Genomic DNA, 21,259 nt, shown 5'->3' on the forward strand with positions numbered 1-21,259 from the left:
CTTTTATTACTCTATCCTTTTTTGAAGAGTTTGAATCAGGCTGTGTAAAATCAGGCATAAAATCCTACCACTACTTTAATCTGTTTTTAATATCTCGTATATTGCTATAAAGCCATAAGGTTTGCAGAACACTGAAGCTCATGCCGATGATGGTCAAATTTAACGTCTGTATTTTACGTTGTTTTTTCTTAAACATTATTTTTTCACCTGCCTTGGATTTTTTGTTCTTAGACTACCTCTGAAAACCGTTTTTATCCCTACAATAAGGAGTCTTAAAGCAAAAAGACCGACCTGCTATACGGTCAGTCCATGTGCCATTCAGCTCCTCTTGATCCTCTTCGGATTCACATCTTTTTCAACTCTTTTATCCTGCAATTCTTCTGACAGTTCCACATCGTTCTTGAGTGTTGCGGCGTCCAGGTTGTTGTTCCATGCCGCTTCTTCATTGAGTTTTTCTTTTTTCGCCATACCAATGGACCTCCTTGTTGTTCTATACATGAACTAGTATGACCAACCGGTACACTGAGTATCGCTTAAAAGCAATTAAACATCGATTTCCTTAAGGATTTTTGCAGGGTTGCCGCCGACTACGACATTATCTGGTATATCCCTCGTCACAACTGCACCGGAAGCGATCACGACGTTATCTCCAATCGTCAACCCGGGGTTGATGATCGCACCGCCCCCAATCCAGACGTTATCGCCGAACGTCACCGGCTTTCCATATTCCCTGCCAGAGTTCCTTTCTGTAGGATCGAGCGGGTGTGTCGCTGTGTAAACATGTACGCCAGGTGCGAGCATGCAATTGTCTCCGAACGTCACCTTGCACACGTCTAAAATCACACAGTCAAAGTTCGCGAAAAAGTTTTCTCCCGCATGGATGTTCGAGCCGTAATCACATCGGAAGCTCGGTTCGATAAAGATCTCCTCCCCGGTCGATCCGAACAGTTCTTTTATAAGGGAGACCCGCTTGTCCGTTTCAGTCTCGGTCGTTTCATTGACCAATCTCGTCAATCTGCGGGCATTCTCCCGTTCTTTGATAAGTGCAGGGTCTGCCGGTTTATACATTTCGCCTGCTAGCATCTTTTCCTTTTCCGTTTTCATGAAGTTCCCCCTCCCTATAAAAAAACAAACCCGACTTTGCGGGTCGGGTTCAGTTACGTTTACTTTCCTGTTTCGAATCGTTCTTTCGGGACGATCATCTGCAGGTGGTGCCTGAGGTTTACGAATTCGCCTGGAAGCAAGCCGCCGTATTCCCCGTCGAGGTTCAGCTGCATTTTTTCATCGGTATGGATCTTGATGCGCCTTGCCTTTTCATAAATGACGTGATCGTCGCGGATATGATCACCTTTGATCGCAAGAGTCGCGACTCGGATGAACTCTGCCAGATTCGCTTTTTTCAAGATGATGAGGTCGAAGTACCCGTCATTGAATTCAGAGAGTGGCGCAAGTTTTTCAAACCCTCCGACCGAGTTCGTGTTTGCAACCAGGAAAAGCATGACGTCTCCTTCGTACACTTTATCATCATATTCGATTTTGACGTTGGTCGGACGGATCGAAGGAAGCATCTCCATTCCCTTCAGATAATACGCTAGCTGGCCGATCATCGTTTTCATCTGACTCGGAACAGCATATGTCAACTCTGTCAGCTTTCCGCCGCCGGCAATGTTGACGAAGTATTTTCCGTTGACGCGGCCGATATCAACTGGAATATCAATGCCATCACATAAAACCTCAACCGCCTTCTCAATGGTACGAGGAACGCCGAGGGCACGTGCAAAATCATTCGTTGTTCCTGCTGGGATGATACCCATCTTCGGCCGGTTCGGAAGCTCTGCGATACCGTTGATGGCTTCGTAGATCGTTCCATCCCCGCCTGCTGCAATGACAAGGTCGAATTCACGTTCAACTGCTAGTTTCGCAGCTCTTGTCGCATCTCCTTCATCTGCACAGGTCGCGTGAGTCGAGGTCTCGTAGCCTGCCTTCTCCAATTTTTCAAGGATATAAGGCAGCTGGCGCTTGACCTGTTCTCTTCCCGATGTCGGGTTATAAATTAATCGTGCTCGTTTCATAATAGATCACCTGATTTTATTCTATAAGGTTCAGAGCGTTCGATTGAGACAAATGCTCCGATCATGATTTGTGTAAAATATTTCCTATTAATTTTACCGTCCATCTTATTATAGTGACCTTAAATCCAAAATGCAAAACAATACTCTGTGACAATTTCGAAGAGGCCATTTGGGGCGTAATGTCGTGATTCTTTTGGAATCTGTCGCGATAATTTCTGATGGTGTCGCGATTTTCAGGAATCTTGTAGCGATAAAGTTGAATCGTGTCGTGCATTTTAAAATGCGTCACTCCGCTGCCTTCTAACCTGAAAAGAAGCCCTCCGTAAAGGGCTTCTCCAATCTTATCGCTTTTCGATTTCTTCGACGATCAATTTGTTGACCATCGGCGGGTTCGCTTTTCCTTTCGTCGCCTTCATCACTTGGCCGACGAGGAATCCGAGCGCACGATCCTTACCGTTTTTATAGTCGATAATCGATTGTTCGTTCTCATCTAAAATTCGGGTGACGATGCCGCGAAGCTCGCCTTCATCCGAAATCTGCACGAGTCCTTTTTCCTTGACGATGACCTCTGGGTCGCCGCCTTTCTCAATCAATTCTTTGAAGACTTTCTTCGCAATCTTGGAAGAGATCGTTCCTTTTTCGATCAGTTCGATCATCTTCGCAAGTCCTTCTGGTGTGAGGGCGACTTCATCAATTTCCTTGTACTCTACGTTCAAGTATGCGGAAACTTCACCCATCATCCAGTTCGAAGCTGCTTTCGCGTCTGCTCCTTTTTCCAAGACTTCTTCAAAGAAATCTGACATCTTCTTGGACTGTGTTAAAACCTTCGCATCATACGCTGGAAGCTTCAGCTCTTCGATATAGCGCTGCTTACGCGCATCCGGTAGCTCTGGAATTTCTGATTTTACACGGTCGATCCATTCCTGATCGATGGAAAGACCGACAAGATCCGGCTCCGGAAAGTAGCGGTAGTCATCCGATCCTTCCTTTACACGCATGAGAATCGTTTTCTTGGACTGTTCGTCAAAACGACGTGTCTCTTGCAGGATTTCTCCACCGCTTAGAAGTACTTTTTCCTGGCGAACCTCTTCGTGTGCGAGTCCTTTTTGGACGTTAGCAAATGAGTTCAGGTTCTTAAGCTCAGCCTTTGTACCGAATTCCTCTTGTCCGACTGGACGGAGGGAGATGTTTGCATCACAACGCAACGAGCCTTCTTCCATTTTACAATCAGAAACTTCGGTATATTGCAGGATCGCTTTCAATTTTTCAAGATAGGCATACGCTTCTTCCGGTGTGCGGATGTCGGGCTCGGATACGATCTCGACAAGCGGAGTCCCTTGACGGTTCAAGTCCACGAGGGAATGCGTTCCGTCGTCAGCATGCATCGATTTACCCGCATCCTCTTCCATATGGAGGCGTGTGATGCCGATTTTCTTTTTCGTGCCGTCGACTTCGATTTCAATCCAGCCGTTGACACCGATCGGCTTATCAAATTGTGAAATCTGGTACGCCTTCGGGTTGTCCGGATAGAAGTAGTTTTTACGGTCGAATTTCGTTTCACGTGTGATCTCACAGTTCAATGCCATTGCCGCACGCATCGCGAAGTCCACCGCCTGCTTGTTCACGACAGGTAAAACACCTGGGTGTCCAAGACAGATCGGGCAGACGTTCGTGTTCGGCGGCGCTCCGAATTCCGTGGAGCAGCTACAGAAAATCTTCGAGTTCGTTTTCAGTTCAGCATGGACCTCAAGTCCGATTATCGTTTCAAAATGCATCTTTTCGTCCCCCCTTACAATTGCGGTTTGTTTTGATGATGATCGGTCGCTTGCTCGTAAGCGTGAGCAACGCGGTAGATCGTATTCTCATCAAACGCTTTTCCGATGATTTGTAGTCCGACAGGCAGTCCGTTGGAAAGTCCGCATGGGACGGAGATCGCTGGCACCCCAGCCAAGTTGACTGGGATCGTCAGGATATCATTCGCGTACATCGTGAGCGGATCATCCGTTTTGGCACCGATCTTGAACGCTGTTGTCGGTGCAGTTGGTCCAAGGATAACATCGTATTTTTCAAAGACCTCGTCGAAGTCTTGCTTGATCAATGTACGTACCTTTTGTGCCTTTTTATAATACGCGTCGTAAAAGCCCGAGCTCAGGGCGAATGTTCCAAGCATGATCCGGCGTTTCACTTCGTCACCGAACCCTTCGCTTCGCGTGTGGTTGTAAAGTTCAAGCAGGTTGTCCGCGTTTTCTGTGCGCACACCGTAACGGACACCGTCAAAGCGCGCCAGGTTGGAGGACGCTTCAGAGGATGCCAGCAGGTAATAAGTCGCGACACCGTATTTGGAGTGTGGGAGTGAAACCTCTTCCCACTCAGCACCCATGCCTTCGAGGACTTTTAGTGCATCCATGACATGGTTCTTGACGTCTTCGTCTACACCTTCGCCGATGTATTCCTTTGGCACCGCGATTTTCAAGCCTTTGACGTCGCCAGTGAGTGCCGCTGTGTAGTCTTTGTTCTCGACGTTCGCGGATGTGGAATCCATTTTGTCATAACCGCTGATCGCCTGGAATAAAAACGCGTTGTCTTCGACCGTTGTTGTGATCGGTCCGATTTGGTCAAGCGACGATGCGAACGCGACAAGTCCGAAACGGGAAACACGACCATAAGTCGGCTTGAGTCCTACGACACCACAGAATGCCGCTGGTTGTCGGATCGATCCGCCTGTATCTGAACCAAGCGAGAAAAAGACTTCTCCAGCTGCGACCGCCGCTGCCGATCCACCGCTTGACCCGCCTGGCACGTAATCTGTGTTCCATGGGTTACGTGTTTGGAAAAAGCCTGAGTTTTCGTTGGATGAACCCATTGCGAATTCGTCCATGTTCAGCTTTCCGACAGTGATCGTTTCTGCTTTTTTCAAGTGCTCAACCACCGTTGCGTCGAAAACCGGTTCGAAGTTTGCGAGCAGCTTGCTTCCACAAGTCGTACGCAGGTCTTTCGTGGAGATGTTATCTTTCACGCCGATCGGCAGACCGAAAAGGAGTCCGCGCATTTCGTCGGTCCCCATTTTGCTATCGAGGTATTTCGCTTGTGCTCTCGCGCCTTCTTCATTAAGGGTGAGGAAGGCTTTCACTTTGTCGTCGACTTCGTTGATCCTTGAAAAGGAAGCGTCAACGAGTTCGCTTACCTTCATTTCCTTTTTATGTAGGAGCTCATGCAGCTCTGAGATCTTCTTTTCAAATAAAGACATCGTCGGTTTTCTCCCTCCCTACTCTAAAACAGCTGGAACTTTGATAAGTCCGTTCTGTGTATCCGGTGTATTCTTGAGTGCTTCCTCACGTGTCAACCAAGGCTTCGCCTCGTCTTCACGGAGGACATTCTTCATATCAAGGACGTGGGTTGTCGGTTCCACATCATCTGTATCCAATTCCTTAAGTTGCTCCGCATAACCGATGATCGCGTCAAGCTGGCTCGTGAACTTTTCCGCTTCTTCCTCAGTCACCGCGAGTCGCGCAAGCTTCGCAACATGCTTTACTTCTTCCTTCGTAATTCGGGCCACTTCTTCCACCTCCAAAAAATCGTACCTATTGCAATATACTGATGATACCAAAAAGAACCCGCTCATATCAACAATCACGTTAAAGCTTTAAAGACAGTAATTAAGGACTGTACCAGGCACCGAAAAAGAAGCCAATGGTACCAAGGGTTCCCGTTCGGTGCCAGGTACACTTTACGAACTGTTGCGGCGGAAGGGATTTGAAATGGTGCCTGGCACCGATTGAGAAGTCAACTGCGCCAAGGCTTCCCATTTGGTGTCAGGCACACCATTTTTTACATCATCTCGGTGATGAGGGCGGCGAGTTTAGTGATGCCTTCCGTGTTTTCACGGTCAGTGAGTCCTGAGTAGCTGAGCCGGATTTCTTGAGTCGCTTCGCTCGTGGCATAGCACACACTGCCTGGGAGGAACGAGATCGACTGGTCATTCGCCTGCCTCTGCAACTCACGAACATCTAACTCCTCCGGAAGCTTTAGCCACAGGTTCAAGCCGCCCATCGGAAGCGTAAAGCGGATTCGATCTTTCAGATAAACCTCAAGAATCTCCGCGGTCATATCTCGGCGTATTTGCAGAGCGATCCGTAATTTTTCAAGATGATCCTTCATCCGCTTTGTCTTCATGAACGGTAAGATCGCTTTCTGATTCAACAACGGACTTCCTACATCGATGGATGCCTTCGCGATAAAGACCTGCTCATATAGACGCTGGTCTGCAATGAGCGCCCCTAAGCGAATTCCAGGCGCCATCGTTTTGCTGAATCCTTTTAAAAAGATGCAATGACCTGTCGTATCGAAGTATTTGATCGGTTTCGGCGGGAGAACACCCTCGAAATAAATCTCATTGAACGAATCGTCCTCGATGATGATGAAATGATACCTCTCAGCAAGCTCAAGCAACTCTTTACGCCTTTTTTCACTCATGGATGTCCCCGTCGGATTATGGAACGTCGGGTTTACGTATACAACCTTGGGAGGATTTTTCCTGCACTCTTCTTCCAAAAGGTCGGTTCTCATTCCAGCAAGATCGATCGAGATCGGCAATATAGCATTCCCCCTGTTCATGAACGTATCGAGAGCAGCCCCGTAACAAGGGCTTTCAACCGCCACCGTATCCGTCGGGGAAAGGAACGTGTTAGCTACGATATTGATTGCCTGCTGAACTCCGCTCGTGATAATGATTTCGTCAGGATTCTGCTTATACCCAAGTTGGCCTTCGAGATAGGATGAAACCTCTTGGCGCAGCTCTTCATCCCCTTCTACCGGTCCATATGTCGTCAAAATCATCGGGTTTTGATCAAGAATCACTTTTGTCTGTTGGGCAAGGAAATGACTCGGGAGCAGACCCGGCGATACGACTGCCTTTGAAAAATCGTAATGGAATTTCTGACGCTGCATCAAGTATTGCGAACGTTTGAGATTGAGGGGAAAATAGCGCTGCTCCTTCTCCAATTGTTGAAAGAAAACACGTCCGGACGAGCTTTTCACAAAGGCACCCTTCCCCTGGCGAATTTCAATATGCCCTTCCTCCTCCAAACGCTGATAAACTTTATTGATCGTTAAATAATTGACGCCCAGCTCTTTTGACAACAACCGCAATGATGGCATCTTCTCTCCATCAGTGATCACTCTTGTCTGGATCCGGTTAAGAAGCTGATGATAGATTTGCTGATGGATTGGTGTCGCCAAACCTTTCTGCAGGACCAGTTTCATAGTCCGCCCCTCCTTTTTCTTTAAGTAAAACGTAAATGGTAAGGTTTACAAACACAACTGTTATACGTCCGGTCAAACTGTTATACACTAGCTCCATTATACTCCTCTTAACTGAAAAGGAGGTTATCATATGGTTTTGATCAATTACATTTTTGTCTGTGTTATATTCGGGACGACTTTTCTGTTTATAAAAGTGGGGATCGAAGCAGGTGCGACTCCGATTCTTTCTGGCGGCGTCCGCTTCTTTATTGCCGGTTTGCTTGTTTTAGGTTATTTTGCGCTTAAAAAACACCGAGTTGCCGAGGCACTGATGTCGAGACAGCTGATTGTAGTCGGCTTCTGTATTACGTTCATGTCGTTTTCGACCCTCTATTGGGCAGAGCAATACATCACTTCTGGATTGGCAGCCGTCCTCTCGGCGTCAGGCCCTATGATGATCTTACTGATCCAGAGACAACGGAAAGAAGCTGAACTTGATTTTGTAAAAGTCGTAGGGTTGGTGATTGCACTTGTCGGTGTTGTGTGCATCTCGATGCCAGGATTCAGTGAATCTCTTACCTACCTTTGGCTGATCGGATGTATCGTCGTCTTGATCGGAGAAGTCGGATACGGATTCGGATCAGTCTTTTCCAAACAGTACTTTGCGACGGAGCAGCGTTTTTCTCCGTTTCTTATGAACGGCGTGCAGATGTTTTACGGAGGAGTGATGCTAACACTATTTTCATTCTTTGTCGAGGATCCAAGCTTCTCCTCACTTATTGCCAATTCTGACGCTCAGATCTCCCTCGTCTATTTGATCCTGATTGGTTCGATCGGAGGGCACGGACTCTATTACTGGCTGATCTCAAAGACGAATCCAGTCTTCCCAGCGACATGGCTATATATCTCCCCGATGATTGCAATATTCGTAGGATACGTGTTTCTAGAAGAAGCATTGTCGCCGGTTATGTTCGTAGGCGCTTTCCTCATCATCTTCGGAGTACTGCTAACCAACCGCACGATCCTGCTGAAGCTCTTCCGGAACGGCGAAGTTACCCGCTCCAACATTTGAACTGAAGACTGTACCAGGCACCGAAAAAGAAGCCAATGTTCCAAGGTTTCCAGTTCGGTGCCTGGTACACTTTACGAACTGTTGCGGGGCAAGGGATTGCAGATGGTGCCTGGCACCGATCCAAAACCCAACAGCGCCAAGGCTTCCCATTTGGTGTCAGGCACACAATAAAAATAAAAAACCAGCCTAAAAGGTGTGAACCTTCAAGGCTGGTTTTCCAATTAAATCTCTATTTTATTCTTCCACTGCTTCTACGAATTCTTCTTTTACTTCTTGTTTTGGTCCTTTGCCCATCATGCTTACAATGAGGATTGCAAGCGTTGCAAGGATGAATCCTGGTACGATTTCATAAAGTGCGAATGGAATGACTGCCTCTGTTTGTTCTGCTCCTTCTGGTGGAGTTGAAAGCAGCTTCCAAGCGACAACAGTTACTGCACCGATAATGATTCCAGTCAGCGCACCGTTACGAGTCATACGCTTCCAGAATAGTGACAGGATGACGACTGGACCGAATGCGGCACCGAATCCTGCCCATGCATAACTTACGAGATCCAATACTTTACTGTTTGAATCAGATGCGATGAATACAGCAATCAACGCAATTCCAAGTACGGCGAAACGGCCGATCCATACCAGCTCTTTTTCAGACGCATCCTTACGCAAGATCGCTTTGTAAAAGTCTTCCGCTAATGCACTTGAAGATACAAGCAGTTGAGAGTCGACAGTACTCATGATCGCTGCCAGGATCGCAGCTAGCAAAATTCCTGAGACCCAAGGATTGAACAAGACTTGAGTGAACAGGATGAATACCGTTTCCGAAGCTGCACCTTCAAGCGGGTTATCTGCAAAGTACGCAATACCTGCAAGACCAGTGAGAAGTGCACCGAACATGGAAATGACCATCCAGCCCATTCCGATCATACGAGCTTTCGGAATATCTCTTGAAGATCTGACAGCCATGAAACGTGTCAGGATATGGGGTTGTCCAAAGTAACCAAGTCCCCAGGCAAGATTAGAGATGATTGCAAGGAATCCTGCAATTCCTCCCATACCTGCCATGATGTCAACAAATCCAGGATCTACGGCTCCGACTTGATTGATTGTTTCGTTCCAGCCACCAACTTCTTGGATTGCAACAATCGGAACAATAATCAAGGCTAAGAACATCAAGATCCCTTGAATGAAGTCAGTCCAACTTACTGCTAAAAATCCACCTAAGAATGTGTAAGAGATGATGACCGCTGCACCAATCCATAATGCCATAGTGTATGACATGTCAAACGAAGATTGGAATAGTTTAGCTCCCCCTACAAGCCCTGAGGCAGTATAAACGGTAAAGAAAAATAGGATGACAATTGCAGAAATTACACGTAAAACCTTCGAGTTGTCACGGAAACGATTTTCAAAGTAATCCGGAATCGTGATCGAATCGTTCGAAACTTCCGTATACTGACGAAGTCGTTTTGCGACAAATTGCCAGTTCAAATATGCACCGATTGATAGACCGATCCCGATCCATGCAGCACTCATACCACCAGCGTATACAGCCCCTGGCAAGCCAAGCAAGAGCCAACCACTCATATCCGAAGCACCTGCACTAAGTGCTGCAACTCCGGGCGTGAGGCTTCTTCCTCCTAATACGTAATCTGATAAGTTACTTGTCAAGCGATAGGAAATAACCCCGATCGCAAGCATTACTACTAGATAAATAATAAATGTTATTAACGTAGGCGTATCAATACCCATCTAAATTAATTCTCTCCTTTCGATTCAACAAAGTACGATATGATAGATAAAATGACGACTAATGGCATAGGTACTAGTAACCAAAACCATGTTGCTGCTGATAGACTGAATTCTTCCACGAGAGCACCTCCTGTAACTTCTTATGCAAGTATTATGCAAAAATAATTCATTCGCGCCTTACAAAATATCCCGCATTTGTTGCCACCATTAAAGACCATAACACAATATAAATGTTAGAACATTGTGATAATTAAAATCTAAGCATCACTATGTATAATTATACGTATATTTTGGAAATGTAAGCCTTTTCACCCGTATATAATAATATCTATTCATAAAAATTTATGAAGATTAATTTAAGGATATTTTTACCATTTAATGAGTTTGCAACACGAAATACCCTCTTATCTTGCCTTTTTAACCAGCGATTATTTATAAAACCCAAATTAGTTAACGGAATATAATGGGCTCTTTATCATGTATAATAATAATGGAGTCGTTTTTAAAAGTTAAGGGGGAAAAATTGTTGGACGGACTGTTTGAACCAAAACCACAAACAAAAACTCAACATAAAAAGTTATCGAAAACGCAGCTTGCAAAACGGATCATTCTAGTGCCACTAGGGGCATTGCTTGTTGCAATCGGGTTAGAAATCTTCTTAGTTCCAAATCAAATCATCGATGGAGGCATTGTAGGAGTCTCCATCATCCTCTCACACTTGAGTGGTATCAAACTCGGCTATCTGCTGCTTTTATTGAATCTTCCATTCTTTTTCATAGGCTATAAGCAGATCGGTAAAACCTTCGCACTCACAACATTGTTCGGTGTCACCACTCTCTCCATATGCACCTTATGGTTACACCCCGTTCCGGTACTGACGGATGATCCATTACTTGCTTCCGTTTTCGGAGGGATCATTTTAGGAATTGGGGTCGGGCTGGTCATCCGGTATGGCGGGTCATTGGATGGTACTGAAATCCTCGCGATCCTTTTCAATAAAGCAACACCATTCTCCGTCGGTGAAGTTGTCATGTTCTTCAACCTTTTCATTCTAGGAAGTGCAGGTTTCGTGTTCGGTTGGGAACGCGCTATGTATTCCTTGATTGCTTACTTCATCGCTTTTAAAATGATCGATATCACAATCGAAGGATTCGAGTCTTCCAAATCTGTCTGGATCATCAGTGATCGGCATAAAGAGATTGCAGAAACATTGAATGCCAGACTAGGTCGAGGTGTTACATATTTGAACGGTGAAGGTGCTTATACCGGAGATGCGAAGAAGGTTATCTTCTGTGTCATCACCCGGCTGGAAGAAGCGAAACTCAAGAGCATTGTCGAGGAACTCGATCCTACAGCATTTTTAGCAGTCGGTGACATCCATGACGTCAAAGGCGGGCGTTTCAGGAAAAGGAATATCCATTGACCAACCAGTTTCACAACGTTCAAAAAAACCGGATTCCATAACGCGGATCACGGTTTTTTTGTGGTTAAGATGAATTTTCACTGACTTCTTTTGCAGGGAGCTGTCTTTTTTCTTTCAATAACTTTTTTAACTTCTCCTTATCTTTTTTTGAAGTAAGGATATAGAGAAAGTCTCCGGCATGAATGACAGTATTCCCTGTTGGCGTAATCAGTTTATCGTCCCTTATGATGGCATTGATCAAGGAACCCTCTGGAAACGGAATGTTCACCAACTGTTTTCCAATTATTTCAGCATCATCCTCCATCTCATACTCAATCATCTCAGCTGATGCCTTCTGTAAAGAAACCAGCTCAATTGAATGAATCGGGGTTGATTTCTTAGGTCCTGTCAAATTAAGCTTTTCAGCGACATTTGTAATCGTAGAACCCTGGATCAGACAGCTGGTCAGGACTACGAAGAACACGACATTAAAAATCAGATGGCTGTTTTCAATGTTTGCTAGTAAGGGAAATGTCGCCAGCACAATCGGAACGGCTCCCTTCAACCCAGCCCAGGACAGGAATGCCAGTTCTTTATACGTGAACTTCATATTCAGTGTTGAAAGATATACCGCAATCGGCCGAGCGATAAGCATCAATATCGCAGAGATGAGCAAGCTTTTCCACGTAATGTCCCATGTAAATACTTCTGCAGGAAATGCTAACAAGCCAAGGATTACAAACATGAGGATCTGCATCATCCAGGCGAATCCTTCTGAAAAACGAGAAATCGAATGTCTGTAGGCGATTTCCTGGTTCCCGATGATGATGGCAAGGACATATACCGCAAGCAATCCGCTGCCGTTCATGAAAGCTGTAATTCCATAAGTGAGCAATGCAAATGATATGGCGAATAAAGGATAAAGTCCACTTGAATCGAGATTGATACGGTTCAAAGCAGCGACAGACAATTTGCCAAAAAGATACCCGAGGAGAAGCCCGAGGCCCATCTGGACGAAAAAGGATCCGATCAACGTAAAAATATTCGTGTCAGGGAGAGTAATGAGTTCGATGAGAGCGATCGTCAGGAACACCGCCATCGGATCGTTGGAGCCCGACTCTGCTTCCAAAGTCGTTCCCACCCGATCATTGATGTTCTGACCTTTTAAAACAGCGAAAACTGCTGCAGCATCCGTTGAGCCGACAATGGCACCAAATAGCGCTGCTTCCATCCAACCCAACCCAAGGATGAACTTGGCAAAGACCGCGACAATGCCTGATGTAAGGATCACTCCGACTGTAGCGAGTGAAAGGGATGGCATGATGACTGGTCGAAGTTTATTCCATTTCGTCTGAAGTCCACCCTCGAAAAGGATGATGATCAGTGCGAATATGCCGATCATTTGCGCTGTACTGGCATTGTCAAAATAAATGATGTTCAATACATCGCTCCCCATGATCATTCCAACTGCCATGAAAAGGACGAGTGAAGGAACGCCCAATCGATCCGAGAACTTCGTTGTCAGGACTCCGACGATGAAGAGGATCGCCGTCAATAAGATAAAGGTATCTGTGTGTAAAATATCTTCAAACAAAGTGCAACCCCTCCTAAAGGTTTACATCCAGTTGTAGGTTCTTAGGTGCTTGAGTGGTCAATCCGAGATATTGGCGTGTGTCAGAGGGAGTATGATGTTGTAATCGTTTTTGGATAAGTGAGATGGCGATGCCTTTCTTATAGGCATGATAACCGAACGTTTTGCGCAGAGTATGGGTTCCAATCGAACCAGTGATGCCTGCGTGTTTGGATGCTTCATTGATAATTCGATACGCTTGTTGTCTGCTGATCGGTTCGTTCGTTTTACGTGATTTGAATAAAAAATCCGAGTGTTTGAGGTCTCGCTCATTGATACATGTACGTAATGCTAGTAGCACTGCATCGTTCAAATAAACAGGGGGGGCGTTATATAGATTAGATTGGAGATAGGTGAACATGCTGCCTGCTTCATCCATGAGTTCATTGACTTTGATATGGAGAAGATCATGAATGCGAATGCCCGTATTGATACCAAGCAGGAACAGGCAATAATCACGTGTTGATTTGTTCTTGAGATATCGTTTCATCGTTTGCAGCTTTTCTTCGTCTTTAATCGCTTCAACCGTTTTCATGCCGTCACCCCCTATGTTACATATTATTATTATAACATAGGATTATGTAACATTAAATTGGTTTGTTCAGCATTTTTCTGAAAAATAGAAATAAACTTTGCTTATACTTAGGGTAAACAGAAAAACCCCTATCGCAGACCGACAGGGGTTTAATCTATTTTTCTTATAGTCCTTCTGATGTTGTCTTCGGTTGCATGTGTTGTACGAGGTAGTCTGGTCCTCCAGCTTTGGAGTCTGTTCCAGACATGTTGAATCCACCAAATGGTTGATATCCAACGATTGCTCCTGTACATCCACGGTTGAAGTATAGGTTACCAACATGGAAGTCTTCTTTCGCACGCTTGATTTTATCACGGTCGTTTGTAAGAAGTGCTCCAGTCAGACCATACTCCGTGTTGTTCGCAATTTCAAGCATGTGGTCAAAGTCACGCGCTTTACTGAATGCGACAACTGGCCCGAAGATTTCTTCCTGCATGAGGCGTGCTTTCGGATCGAGATCAGCGAAGATCGTTGGCTGGATGAAGAATCCTTTAGAGTCATCACCTTCACCACCGGCCATAAGACGGCCTTCTTCATTACCGATCTCGATGTAGCTCATGATCTTGTCATAAGCGCCTTTGTCGATGACAGGTCCCATGTACGTGTTGTGGTCAGTAGGTTCACCGACATTAAGCTCTTTGGTAAGCTTGACAGCTCTTTCAAGAACTTCGTCGTAGATGTCCTGATGAACGACTGCGCGGGAACCGGCAGAACATTTTTGTCCAGCGAATCCGAAGGCTGAGAAGACGATCGATTGAGCTGCGAGATCAAGGTCAGCATCTTTATCGACGACGACTGTATCTTTACCGCCCATTTCAACGATTACACGCTTAAGCCATTTTTGGCCGTCCTGAATTTTTGCCGCACGTTCCCAGATTCGTGTACCAACATCACGGGAACCTGTGAAGCTGATGAAACGAGTTCTTGGGTGATCGACAAGATAGTCACCGACTTCAGAACCGCTTCCAGGAAGATAGTTCAATACGCCTGCTGGAGTTCCAGCTTTAAGCATCACATCCGCGAACCATGCTGCAACGACCGGCGTCGCACTTGCTGGTTTTAAAATGACAGTGTTACCAGTGACGATCGGTGCAACTGTTGTTCCAGCCATGATCGCAAACGGGAAATTCCATGGAGAAATCGTAATTCCAACACCTAAAGGAATGTATTTGTATTGGTTGTGTTCGATCGAACGACTTTGGATCGGTTTACCGTCCTTGATTTCAAGCATTTGACGTCCGTAGTACTCTAGGAAATCAATCGCTTCAGCTGTATCAGCGTCCGCTTCCTTCCACGGCTTACCTGCTTCTTTTACCATCAAAGCAGAGAATTCATGCTTACGGCGGCGAATTTCTGCAGCAGCACGGAATAATACGTTGGCACGCTCTTCCGGATCTACCTTGCGCCAAGTTTCAAAAGCTGTGTCCGCTGATTGCATCGCCTTTTCAGCGAGCTCTTGGTTCGCTTTGGAAACACGACCGATGACCTCTTCCTTATTCGCAGGATTGATCGATACGATCTTGTCATCTGTAGAGACATACTCTCCATTGATGATCAGGTCATAGTCTTTACCTAATAATTCGTTCTCGACTTTTTTCAAAGCCTCTTCAAAAGCTTCACGATTCTCCTTCACGGAAAAATCAGTAAATGGCTCGTGTTTGTAAGGTACTACCATAAGAATGAACCCCTCCAATATCGCAATAGAGTAGTAATGAAAACGCATACAAAAGTTTTCAATTACATCCTCATTCTACACTATGAAAATTATGCTTTCAAACATCCAGCAATAGTCAGAATATTTCATTCACGAGCTATTCATTTTTACTCGTGCGAGTGATTATAAATACAGCATCAAACCCAGTTACTTCAAGTGGTCCGCTCAATTTCCGCCCTGCCCTATTAACCAAATATACAAAAACAATTCTAAACCCCTTCTCTCCCAAGGGATCTGAAAGTGTACCAGGCACCGTTTTAAAGGTCCAAAAAAACAGAATGGCAGATTGGCCATTCTGTTTTGTCATTTTCATAGTATTAATTAAGTTCTAGTAGATGTGAACGACTGAATCTTCTTTAGATGGGTCGGATACGATGAGGCTTTCGTTCTGTTCGAGCGAGGATTTGATGTTGACCTCGACGACCTCATCCGGGAAGTATTGCTTCACCAGGTAATTCACATATTGCGTAAATGAAATCACTTCCGCTTTACCATTGAACTGCATCGGGATTTCAATCGTCAGCTTCGAAATCCGATCGTTGCGGTACAACGCTTTACCGACGACCCCGATATAGTTTGGGAAGTACTCTTTGATTTTCTCTTCAAATTGGATAAACGTGTTATGGTCCTCGCGGTGATCTTCTTCCGCATCACTAGAAGGGAAAAAGTAGTACTTCTCATTGACGTTTTCCCAATTCGCTTTGGTCTGTCCGCCTTTCACAACCGTTTTCGCAAAATAGTTGCCCGGCACGACTGCACCGTGCTTCTCTTCATGGAATAGTCCCACGGTAATCGGTACATCCTGAAGCTCAGGATGCTGCCGCAGACGATTGATCACTTCCTGACCCGTCTTTTGTGCATACTCTTTCACTTCAGAGGCATTAAGCTTCACCTCATCACGGTGCAAGCGTCCCTGGTCATCCTGAACGGTAAAATAATAGGTCGAGTGGAAGGACAAGGCGAGTGAAATACCCGCAATTTTAACAGAATCCTTCCCACTGTCCTGCAAATAGTTCTGCTCCAAAATATAAGAGAGGATTTTCGGATTCTGCTTCAGCATTTCCTTCCTCTCATCTATAGAGGCATTCTTGTAGGCTTTCTCATTAATCCCTGGATTCAAACCCTTTTGAATGAATTTATCACTGGATTGCCCTGGCTCTTCCGAGGTACGCTTCAACCAGTTCCGGATGGTCGCCTTCGACAAGTATTGGCCATTCTGAAAATAATAATCATCGATTGAGAACGTCTCTTTTGAAATTCTCATCAACCCTGTTTCCAATTCATCGACATCGATCCGATTATCGACACCGTATGAAATTTCTCCACGCGCCACTCCAGGCTCATAATTTTTCAACGACTTATAATACTTGTCATCCGTCGTGTTGATATTACGCAGAGGAATCGCCTGTTCATTTTCATTGGCTTCATCTTCCACGACTTCATCACGTTTCAGGTTATCAAAGGGCATACATCCGGACAAAAGGATCAGTGAGGCACTGAGTATCACGAATAGCTTTTTAAACATCCCCTAAACTGCACACTCCTTAATCATTCAGCTGGCCGACAAAAGTGTCTTCATTCCAGACTTCGATACCGAGCTTCTCCGCTTTTGTAAGCTTCGACCCTGCATCTTCACCGGCAATGACCAGGTCGGTGCTCTTGCTCACGCTTCCTGTCACCTTGCCTCCAAGCTTTTCAATTTCTGCTTTCGCTTCATTCCGAGAGAGTTGCAGCAATTTGCCCGTCAACACGATCGTCTTGCCGCTGAACGGAGAATCGATGTTTTCGGTTTCGCTTCGCTTCAACCCTTTATATTCCATGTTCACGCCTACTTCGCGCAAATGATCCAATAATTGTGTTACTTCAGGTTTTTCAAAATACACCACAACAGAGTCGGCAATGATCTCGCCGAACTCATGAATCGACGTGATATCCTCTCGGGTCGCCTTTTGCAGGTTTTCCATCGTCTCAAAGTTCTCCGCCAATGTCCGGGCTGCTTTCGCACCAACATTCCGGATCCCTAGACCAAACACCAGCTTCTCAAGGGAATTGTCTTTCGATGCTACAATCGCTTTTAAAAGATTATCAACAGACTTCTCGCCCATCCGTTCAAGCTGAAGCAGCTCTTCCCGCTTCAGCTCATACAAATCAGCGACGTCTTTGATCAGATTTTCATTGAACAGCTGGGTGATGACCTTTTCGCCCAGGCCATCGATATTCATTGCGTTCCGTGAAACGAAGTGGATCAATCCTTCACGGATCTGGGCTGGACACTTCGGATTGATACAGCGTAATGCGACTTCATCCTCAATTCGGACAAGCTCGCTTTCACATTCCGGACAATGCGTCGGCATGTGAAAATCCTGCTCCTCACCCGTACGCTTCTCTTCAATTACGTTCACGACTTCAGGGATGATATCTCCCGCTTTTTTTACAATGACATAGTCCCCGATCTTGATGTCCTTTTCACGGATCAGATCTTCATTATGGAGTGAGGCACGTTTTACCGTCGTACCTGCTACCTGGACCGGCTCCAAAATCGCAGTCGGCGTCACGACACCTGTCCGTCCCACCGTCAGCTCAATGTCCTCAAGTCTTGTAACGACCTCTTCGGCAGGGAACTTGTATGCCACCGCCCAGCGCGGACTTTTTACCGTCGTACCCAGCTCATCCTGTTGGTCAAGAGAATCGACCTTGATAACGATCCCATCAATTTCATAGTTCAGATCAGGGCGTCTCTCTACCCAGCCATTCACATATTCAATAACTTCATCAATCGTTTCGCAATGTTTCCATTCCGGATTCGTCTTGAACCCAAGCTCCTCGAGGTAATCAAGACTTTCGCTGTGTGACTCCACATTCCGGCCTTCATAATTGCCTGCACCATAAACAAAAATATCGAGGTTACGGCGTGATGCAATCTTCGGATCGAGCTGCCGCAACGAACCAGCCGCGGCGTTTCGAGGGTTCGCGAACACTTCGACGCCTTCCTTCTCACGGGCTTCGTTCAATTTTTCAAAAGAGGGTTTCGGCATGAAGGCTTCACCCCGAACTTCAAGTGTTGCGTCTTCCTTCAAACGAAGTGGAATGGAACGAATTGTCTTTAAATTATTCGTGATGTCTTCTCCTATTGTACCGTCACCCCGGGTTGCTCCACGGACAAAACGGCCGTTTTCATAGAGAAGCGAAACCGCGAGACCATCGATTTTAAGCTCACATACGTATTGGATTCTCCCGCCGACACCATCACGGACTCGGCGATCAAAATCCCTGAGATCCTGCTCATTGAACGCGTTGCCAAGACTCAGCATCGGTGTACGGTGCTCAACCTTTTTGAACGAATCCAACGGGTCTCCGCCAACACGCTGGGTAGGTGAATCCTCAGCACGAAACTGTGGGAATTCCTGCTCAAGCTTGATCAGCTCATGAAGCTTCTGATCATACTCCGCGTCTGGTACGGACGGCTTATCTAAAACGTGATATTCATAATTATATTGATTGAGTAAATTGCTTAATTCTTCGATTTTGGCCTTCGCTTGTTCCTCAGTCATCACTTTACCTCTTTTCTTGATCAGGTTCTATGCTTTTTCGATTGGTGCGAACTTCGCCAGCAAACGCTTGATGCCAGTCGGCTGCGGGAATGCGATATCGAGCTCAAGGGAATCGCCTTTACCCTTCGTGCTGACGACCGTTCCGACACCCCATTTGCCATGCTTCGCTTTATCGCCGACACTCCAGTCAAGCGATGCGCCGCTTTTACGAGCAGGAGCCGTCCGATGTGACTGGCGGGGTGCGCCAGCAGTCGGCATCTGATTAGACGTTTTCTGCCATGGCAATGTTTCTTGCTCTTCATTCAATGATTCCACAATCTCATCCGGAATCTCGTTTATAAAACGGGAAGGTGCGTTCATCGTCGTTTTCCCGTATAGCGTACGCATTTTTGCATTCGTTAAAAACAACTCTTCTTCCGCACGGGTAATCCCGACATAAGCTAGACGGCGTTCCTCTTCCATCTCATCGTCATCGAAAAGGGAACGGCTATGCGGGAAGATACCTTCTTCAAGTCCCATCAAAAAGACAACAGGAAATTCAAGCCCCTTTGCCGAATGAAGCGTCATCAATACGACGCCATCCTTCTTCTTGTCCTCTTCATCATCGTCCATCTTGTCGATATCAGCGATCAGGGCAAGATCCGTCAAGAAGGCAATCAAGCTTTTATCTTCATTCTGCTTTTCGAACTCCTGTGTGACGGAAAGGAATTCATCAAGGTTCTCAAGCCGGCTCTGCGACTCGATGGTCTTCTCTTTTTTCAAAGCATCCTTATAACCAGTCTTCTCCAGAACTTCTTCTGTCAATTCAGTGACCGAAAGATATTCTTGCATTTTCGACCAGTTCATCACTTGATCGCGGAATTCAGTCAGCGCGTTCACGAAACGGGCGCTCAAGCCCATCAGCTCGACCTCACCGAGCGCGTCCATGATGGAAAGGTCATGCATCGCGGCATGCTGGACGATTTTATCGAGTGTCGAAGCCCCGATTCCTCGTCTGGGCACATTGATGATCCGGCTCAGACTGATATCGTCATCCGGATTGGCGATCAGACGCAAATACGCAAGGATATCCTTGATCTCCTTACGATCGTAGAACTTCGTACCGCCGACGATCTGGTAAGCGATGTTCGATTTGACGAGCGCTTCCTCAATGACACGCGATTGTGCATTCGTCCGGTAAAGGATTGCAACATCCGACGGCTTCCGCTCCCCTAGCAGCATTTCCTTGATTTTTCCGACGATAAAATAGCTTTCCGTATGCTCACTGTCGGCCTGGTAGTAACTGATGTTCTGCCCATCCGTATTGTCTGTCCAAAGATTCTTCGGCTTCCGTCCAGTGTTGTTCTGGATCACTTCGTTTGCCGCCTGGAGGATCCGTTTTGTCGAGCGGTAGTTCTGCTCAAGCAAGATCACTTCAGCATCCGCATAGTCCTGCTCAAACGAGAGGATATTCGCGATGTCCGCTCCACGCCAGCGATAGATCGATTGATCCGAGTCCCCGACGACACAAAGGTTCCGGTACCGTTCAGCCAAAAGGTTTACGAGCACATATTGCGCGCGGTTCGTATCCTGATACTCATCCACGTGTATGTACTGGAACTTGCGCTGATAATGCTCGAGCACTTCTGGCACACGCTGAAACAGCTTGATCGTCGACATGATCAAGTCATCAAAGTCGAGGGCATGGTTTTTACGAAGCTGCTTTTCGTACACCTCATAAACATCTGCCGCTACTTCTTCATACATTCCCTGTGCTGTCTTCTGGAAATCAGCCGCCGTCTTCAGCTCGTTTTTCGCTGAACTGATCGTTCCGAGGATTCCTCTCGCATCGAACTTTTTCGTATCAAGGTTCAGGTCTTTGAGCGCCTGTTTGATGACAGACAGTTGGTCCGTCGCATCAAGGATCGTGAAGTTGCGGTTGATTCCGATCCGGTCGGAATCCCTTCTTAAAATCCGTACGCACATCGAGTGGAACGTCGAAATCCAGATGCTTTCCGCAACCGGACCGGTAATCGTCGCAACCCTCGATTGCATTTCTCGCGCTGCTTTATTCGTAAACGTGATCGCAAGGATGTTCCACGGGGCAACACCTTTTTCAACTAACAAATACGCGATCCGATGGGTCAAAACCCGCGTCTTTCCACTTCCCGCTCCAGCCATGATCAAGAGGGGGCCTTCTGTATGCTTGACCGCTTTCTTCTGTTCAGGATTCAACCCCGAGAGCAGCCGTTCAACAATTTGTTGCACATTTCCCACC

General features: G+C 46.2%; 16 protein-coding genes. 2 read left to right on the top strand and 14 right to left on the bottom strand.

Going from position 1 to position 21,259, the window contains the following annotated elements; genetic code table 11:
* Positions 1–318: 318 nt before the first annotated feature.
* From ACTWQL_RS09075 to pdxR, 7 genes are all read right to left on the bottom strand, one after another.
* On the bottom strand, positions 319–468 hold the full coding sequence (locus ACTWQL_RS09075) for a hypothetical protein (RefSeq protein ID WP_443142124.1): 150 nt from the start codon (positions 466–468) through the stop codon (positions 319–321).
* A 75-nt stretch (positions 469–543) separates the two neighbouring features.
* Positions 544–1,104, bottom strand: coding sequence for a maltose acetyltransferase domain-containing protein (locus ACTWQL_RS09080; protein WP_443142125.1), 561 nt, complete (start codon positions 1,102–1,104; stop codon positions 544–546).
* Between the two features lie 59 nt (positions 1,105–1,163).
* Positions 1,164–2,072 carry a diacylglycerol kinase gene (locus ACTWQL_RS09085; RefSeq protein ID WP_443142126.1) on the bottom strand — a complete coding sequence of 303 codons (909 nt, stop codon included), beginning with the start codon at positions 2,070–2,072 and terminating at the stop codon, positions 1,164–1,166.
* A gap of 341 nt (positions 2,073–2,413) precedes the next feature.
* Positions 2,414–3,847 carry an Asp-tRNA(Asn)/Glu-tRNA(Gln) amidotransferase subunit GatB gene (gatB, locus tag ACTWQL_RS09090; RefSeq protein WP_443142127.1) on the bottom strand — a complete coding sequence of 478 codons (1,434 nt, stop codon included), beginning with the start codon at positions 3,845–3,847 and terminating at the stop codon, positions 2,414–2,416.
* A 14-nt stretch (positions 3,848–3,861) separates the two neighbouring features.
* A complete protein-coding gene (gene gatA / locus ACTWQL_RS09095; RefSeq protein ID WP_443142128.1) occupies positions 3,862–5,319 on the bottom strand; it encodes an Asp-tRNA(Asn)/Glu-tRNA(Gln) amidotransferase subunit GatA in 1,458 nt (485 codons plus the stop codon).
* An 18-nt stretch (positions 5,320–5,337) separates the two neighbouring features.
* Entirely contained in the window at positions 5,338–5,628 is a 291-nt protein-coding gene (gene gatC, locus ACTWQL_RS09100) for an Asp-tRNA(Asn)/Glu-tRNA(Gln) amidotransferase subunit GatC (protein WP_261134347.1), read from the bottom strand.
* 272 nt (positions 5,629–5,900) lie between these two features.
* Positions 5,901–7,334 (bottom strand): MocR-like pyridoxine biosynthesis transcription factor PdxR, encoded by a 1,434-nt coding sequence (pdxR, locus tag ACTWQL_RS09105; protein WP_443142129.1) that lies wholly within the window; start codon positions 7,332–7,334, stop codon positions 5,901–5,903.
* A 130-nt stretch (positions 7,335–7,464) separates the two neighbouring features.
* Here pdxR and ACTWQL_RS09110 point away from each other — a divergent pair, with 130 nt between their 5' ends.
* A complete protein-coding gene (locus ACTWQL_RS09110; RefSeq protein ID WP_443142130.1) occupies positions 7,465–8,385 on the top strand; it encodes a DMT family transporter in 921 nt (306 codons plus the stop codon).
* Positions 8,386–8,619: 234 nt separating this feature from the next.
* Here the strand turns inward: ACTWQL_RS09110 and putP are convergent, their stop codons facing one another.
* Positions 8,620–10,131: a sodium/proline symporter PutP gene (gene putP, locus ACTWQL_RS09115; RefSeq protein ID WP_443142131.1), complete on the bottom strand. Its 1,512-nt coding sequence runs from the start codon at positions 10,129–10,131 to the stop codon at positions 8,620–8,622.
* A gap of 490 nt (positions 10,132–10,621) precedes the next feature.
* Between putP and ACTWQL_RS09120 the strand changes: the two genes are divergently transcribed.
* Positions 10,622–11,554 (top strand): YitT family protein, encoded by a 933-nt coding sequence (locus ACTWQL_RS09120; RefSeq protein ID WP_443142132.1) that lies wholly within the window; start codon positions 10,622–10,624, stop codon positions 11,552–11,554.
* A gap of 64 nt (positions 11,555–11,618) precedes the next feature.
* On the opposite strand, the gene ACTWQL_RS09125 is transcribed toward ACTWQL_RS09120, so the two are convergent.
* The 6 genes from ACTWQL_RS09125 to pcrA form a co-directional block, all read right to left on the bottom strand.
* Complete coding sequence (locus ACTWQL_RS09125; RefSeq protein ID WP_443142133.1) at positions 11,619–13,127, bottom strand: potassium/proton antiporter; 1,509 nt, start codon at positions 13,125–13,127, stop codon at positions 11,619–11,621.
* A gap of 13 nt (positions 13,128–13,140) precedes the next feature.
* Positions 13,141–13,698: a tyrosine-type recombinase/integrase gene (locus tag ACTWQL_RS09130; protein ID WP_443142134.1), complete on the bottom strand. Its 558-nt coding sequence runs from the start codon at positions 13,696–13,698 to the stop codon at positions 13,141–13,143.
* A gap of 163 nt (positions 13,699–13,861) precedes the next feature.
* The gene (pruA, locus tag ACTWQL_RS09135) at positions 13,862–15,412 is read right to left on the bottom strand and encodes an L-glutamate gamma-semialdehyde dehydrogenase (protein ID WP_443142135.1); all 1,551 of its coding nucleotides are present in this window, start codon (positions 15,410–15,412) and stop codon (positions 13,862–13,864) included.
* Between the two features lie 367 nt (positions 15,413–15,779).
* Positions 15,780–16,976 (bottom strand): CamS family sex pheromone protein, encoded by a 1,197-nt coding sequence (locus ACTWQL_RS09140; RefSeq protein WP_443142136.1) that lies wholly within the window; start codon positions 16,974–16,976, stop codon positions 15,780–15,782.
* Positions 16,977–16,995: 19 nt separating this feature from the next.
* Positions 16,996–19,002, bottom strand: a complete 2,007-nt coding sequence (ligA, locus tag ACTWQL_RS09145; RefSeq protein ID WP_443142137.1) for an NAD-dependent DNA ligase LigA — start codon at positions 19,000–19,002, stop codon at positions 16,996–16,998.
* A gap of 27 nt (positions 19,003–19,029) precedes the next feature.
* Positions 19,030–21,249 (bottom strand): DNA helicase PcrA, encoded by a 2,220-nt coding sequence (pcrA, locus tag ACTWQL_RS09150; protein ID WP_443142138.1) that lies wholly within the window; start codon positions 21,247–21,249, stop codon positions 19,030–19,032.
* Between the last annotated feature and the right edge of the window lie 10 nt (positions 21,250–21,259).

Source organism: Pseudalkalibacillus sp. R45 (assembly GCF_052246725.1).
GTDB lineage: Bacteria > Bacillota > Bacilli > Bacillales > Fictibacillaceae > Pseudalkalibacillus.

Excerpts from the sequence above, each read along its gene's own strand:
- ACTWQL_RS09075 (WP_443142124.1), bottom strand. The coding sequence starts at position 468 with ATGGCGAAAAAAGAAAAACTCAATGAAGAAGCGGCATGGAACAACAAC.
- ACTWQL_RS09080 (WP_443142125.1), bottom strand. The coding sequence starts at position 1,104 with ATGAAAACGGAAAAGGAAAAGATGCTAGCAGGCGAAATGTATAAACCG.
- ACTWQL_RS09085 (WP_443142126.1), bottom strand. The coding sequence starts at position 2,072 with ATGAAACGAGCACGATTAATTTATAACCCGACATCGGGAAGAGAACAG.
- gatB (WP_443142127.1), bottom strand. The coding sequence starts at position 3,847 with ATGCATTTTGAAACGATAATCGGACTTGAGGTCCATGCTGAACTGAAA.
- gatA (WP_443142128.1), bottom strand. The coding sequence starts at position 5,319 with ATGTCTTTATTTGAAAAGAAGATCTCAGAGCTGCATGAGCTCCTACAT.
- pdxR (WP_443142129.1), bottom strand. The coding sequence starts at position 7,334 with ATGAAACTGGTCCTGCAGAAAGGTTTGGCGACACCAATCCATCAGCAA.
- ACTWQL_RS09110 (WP_443142130.1), top strand. The coding sequence starts at position 7,465 with ATGGTTTTGATCAATTACATTTTTGTCTGTGTTATATTCGGGACGACT.
- putP (WP_443142131.1), bottom strand. The coding sequence starts at position 10,131 with ATGGGTATTGATACGCCTACGTTAATAACATTTATTATTTATCTAGTA.
- ACTWQL_RS09120 (WP_443142132.1), top strand. The coding sequence starts at position 10,622 with ATGGAGTCGTTTTTAAAAGTTAAGGGGGAAAAATTGTTGGACGGACTG.
- ACTWQL_RS09130 (WP_443142134.1), bottom strand. The coding sequence starts at position 13,698 with ATGAAAACGGTTGAAGCGATTAAAGACGAAGAAAAGCTGCAAACGATG.
- pruA (WP_443142135.1), bottom strand. The coding sequence starts at position 15,412 with ATGGTAGTACCTTACAAACACGAGCCATTTACTGATTTTTCCGTGAAG.
- ACTWQL_RS09140 (WP_443142136.1), bottom strand. The coding sequence starts at position 16,976 with ATGTTTAAAAAGCTATTCGTGATACTCAGTGCCTCACTGATCCTTTTG.
- ligA (WP_443142137.1), bottom strand. The coding sequence starts at position 19,002 with ATGACTGAGGAACAAGCGAAGGCCAAAATCGAAGAATTAAGCAATTTA.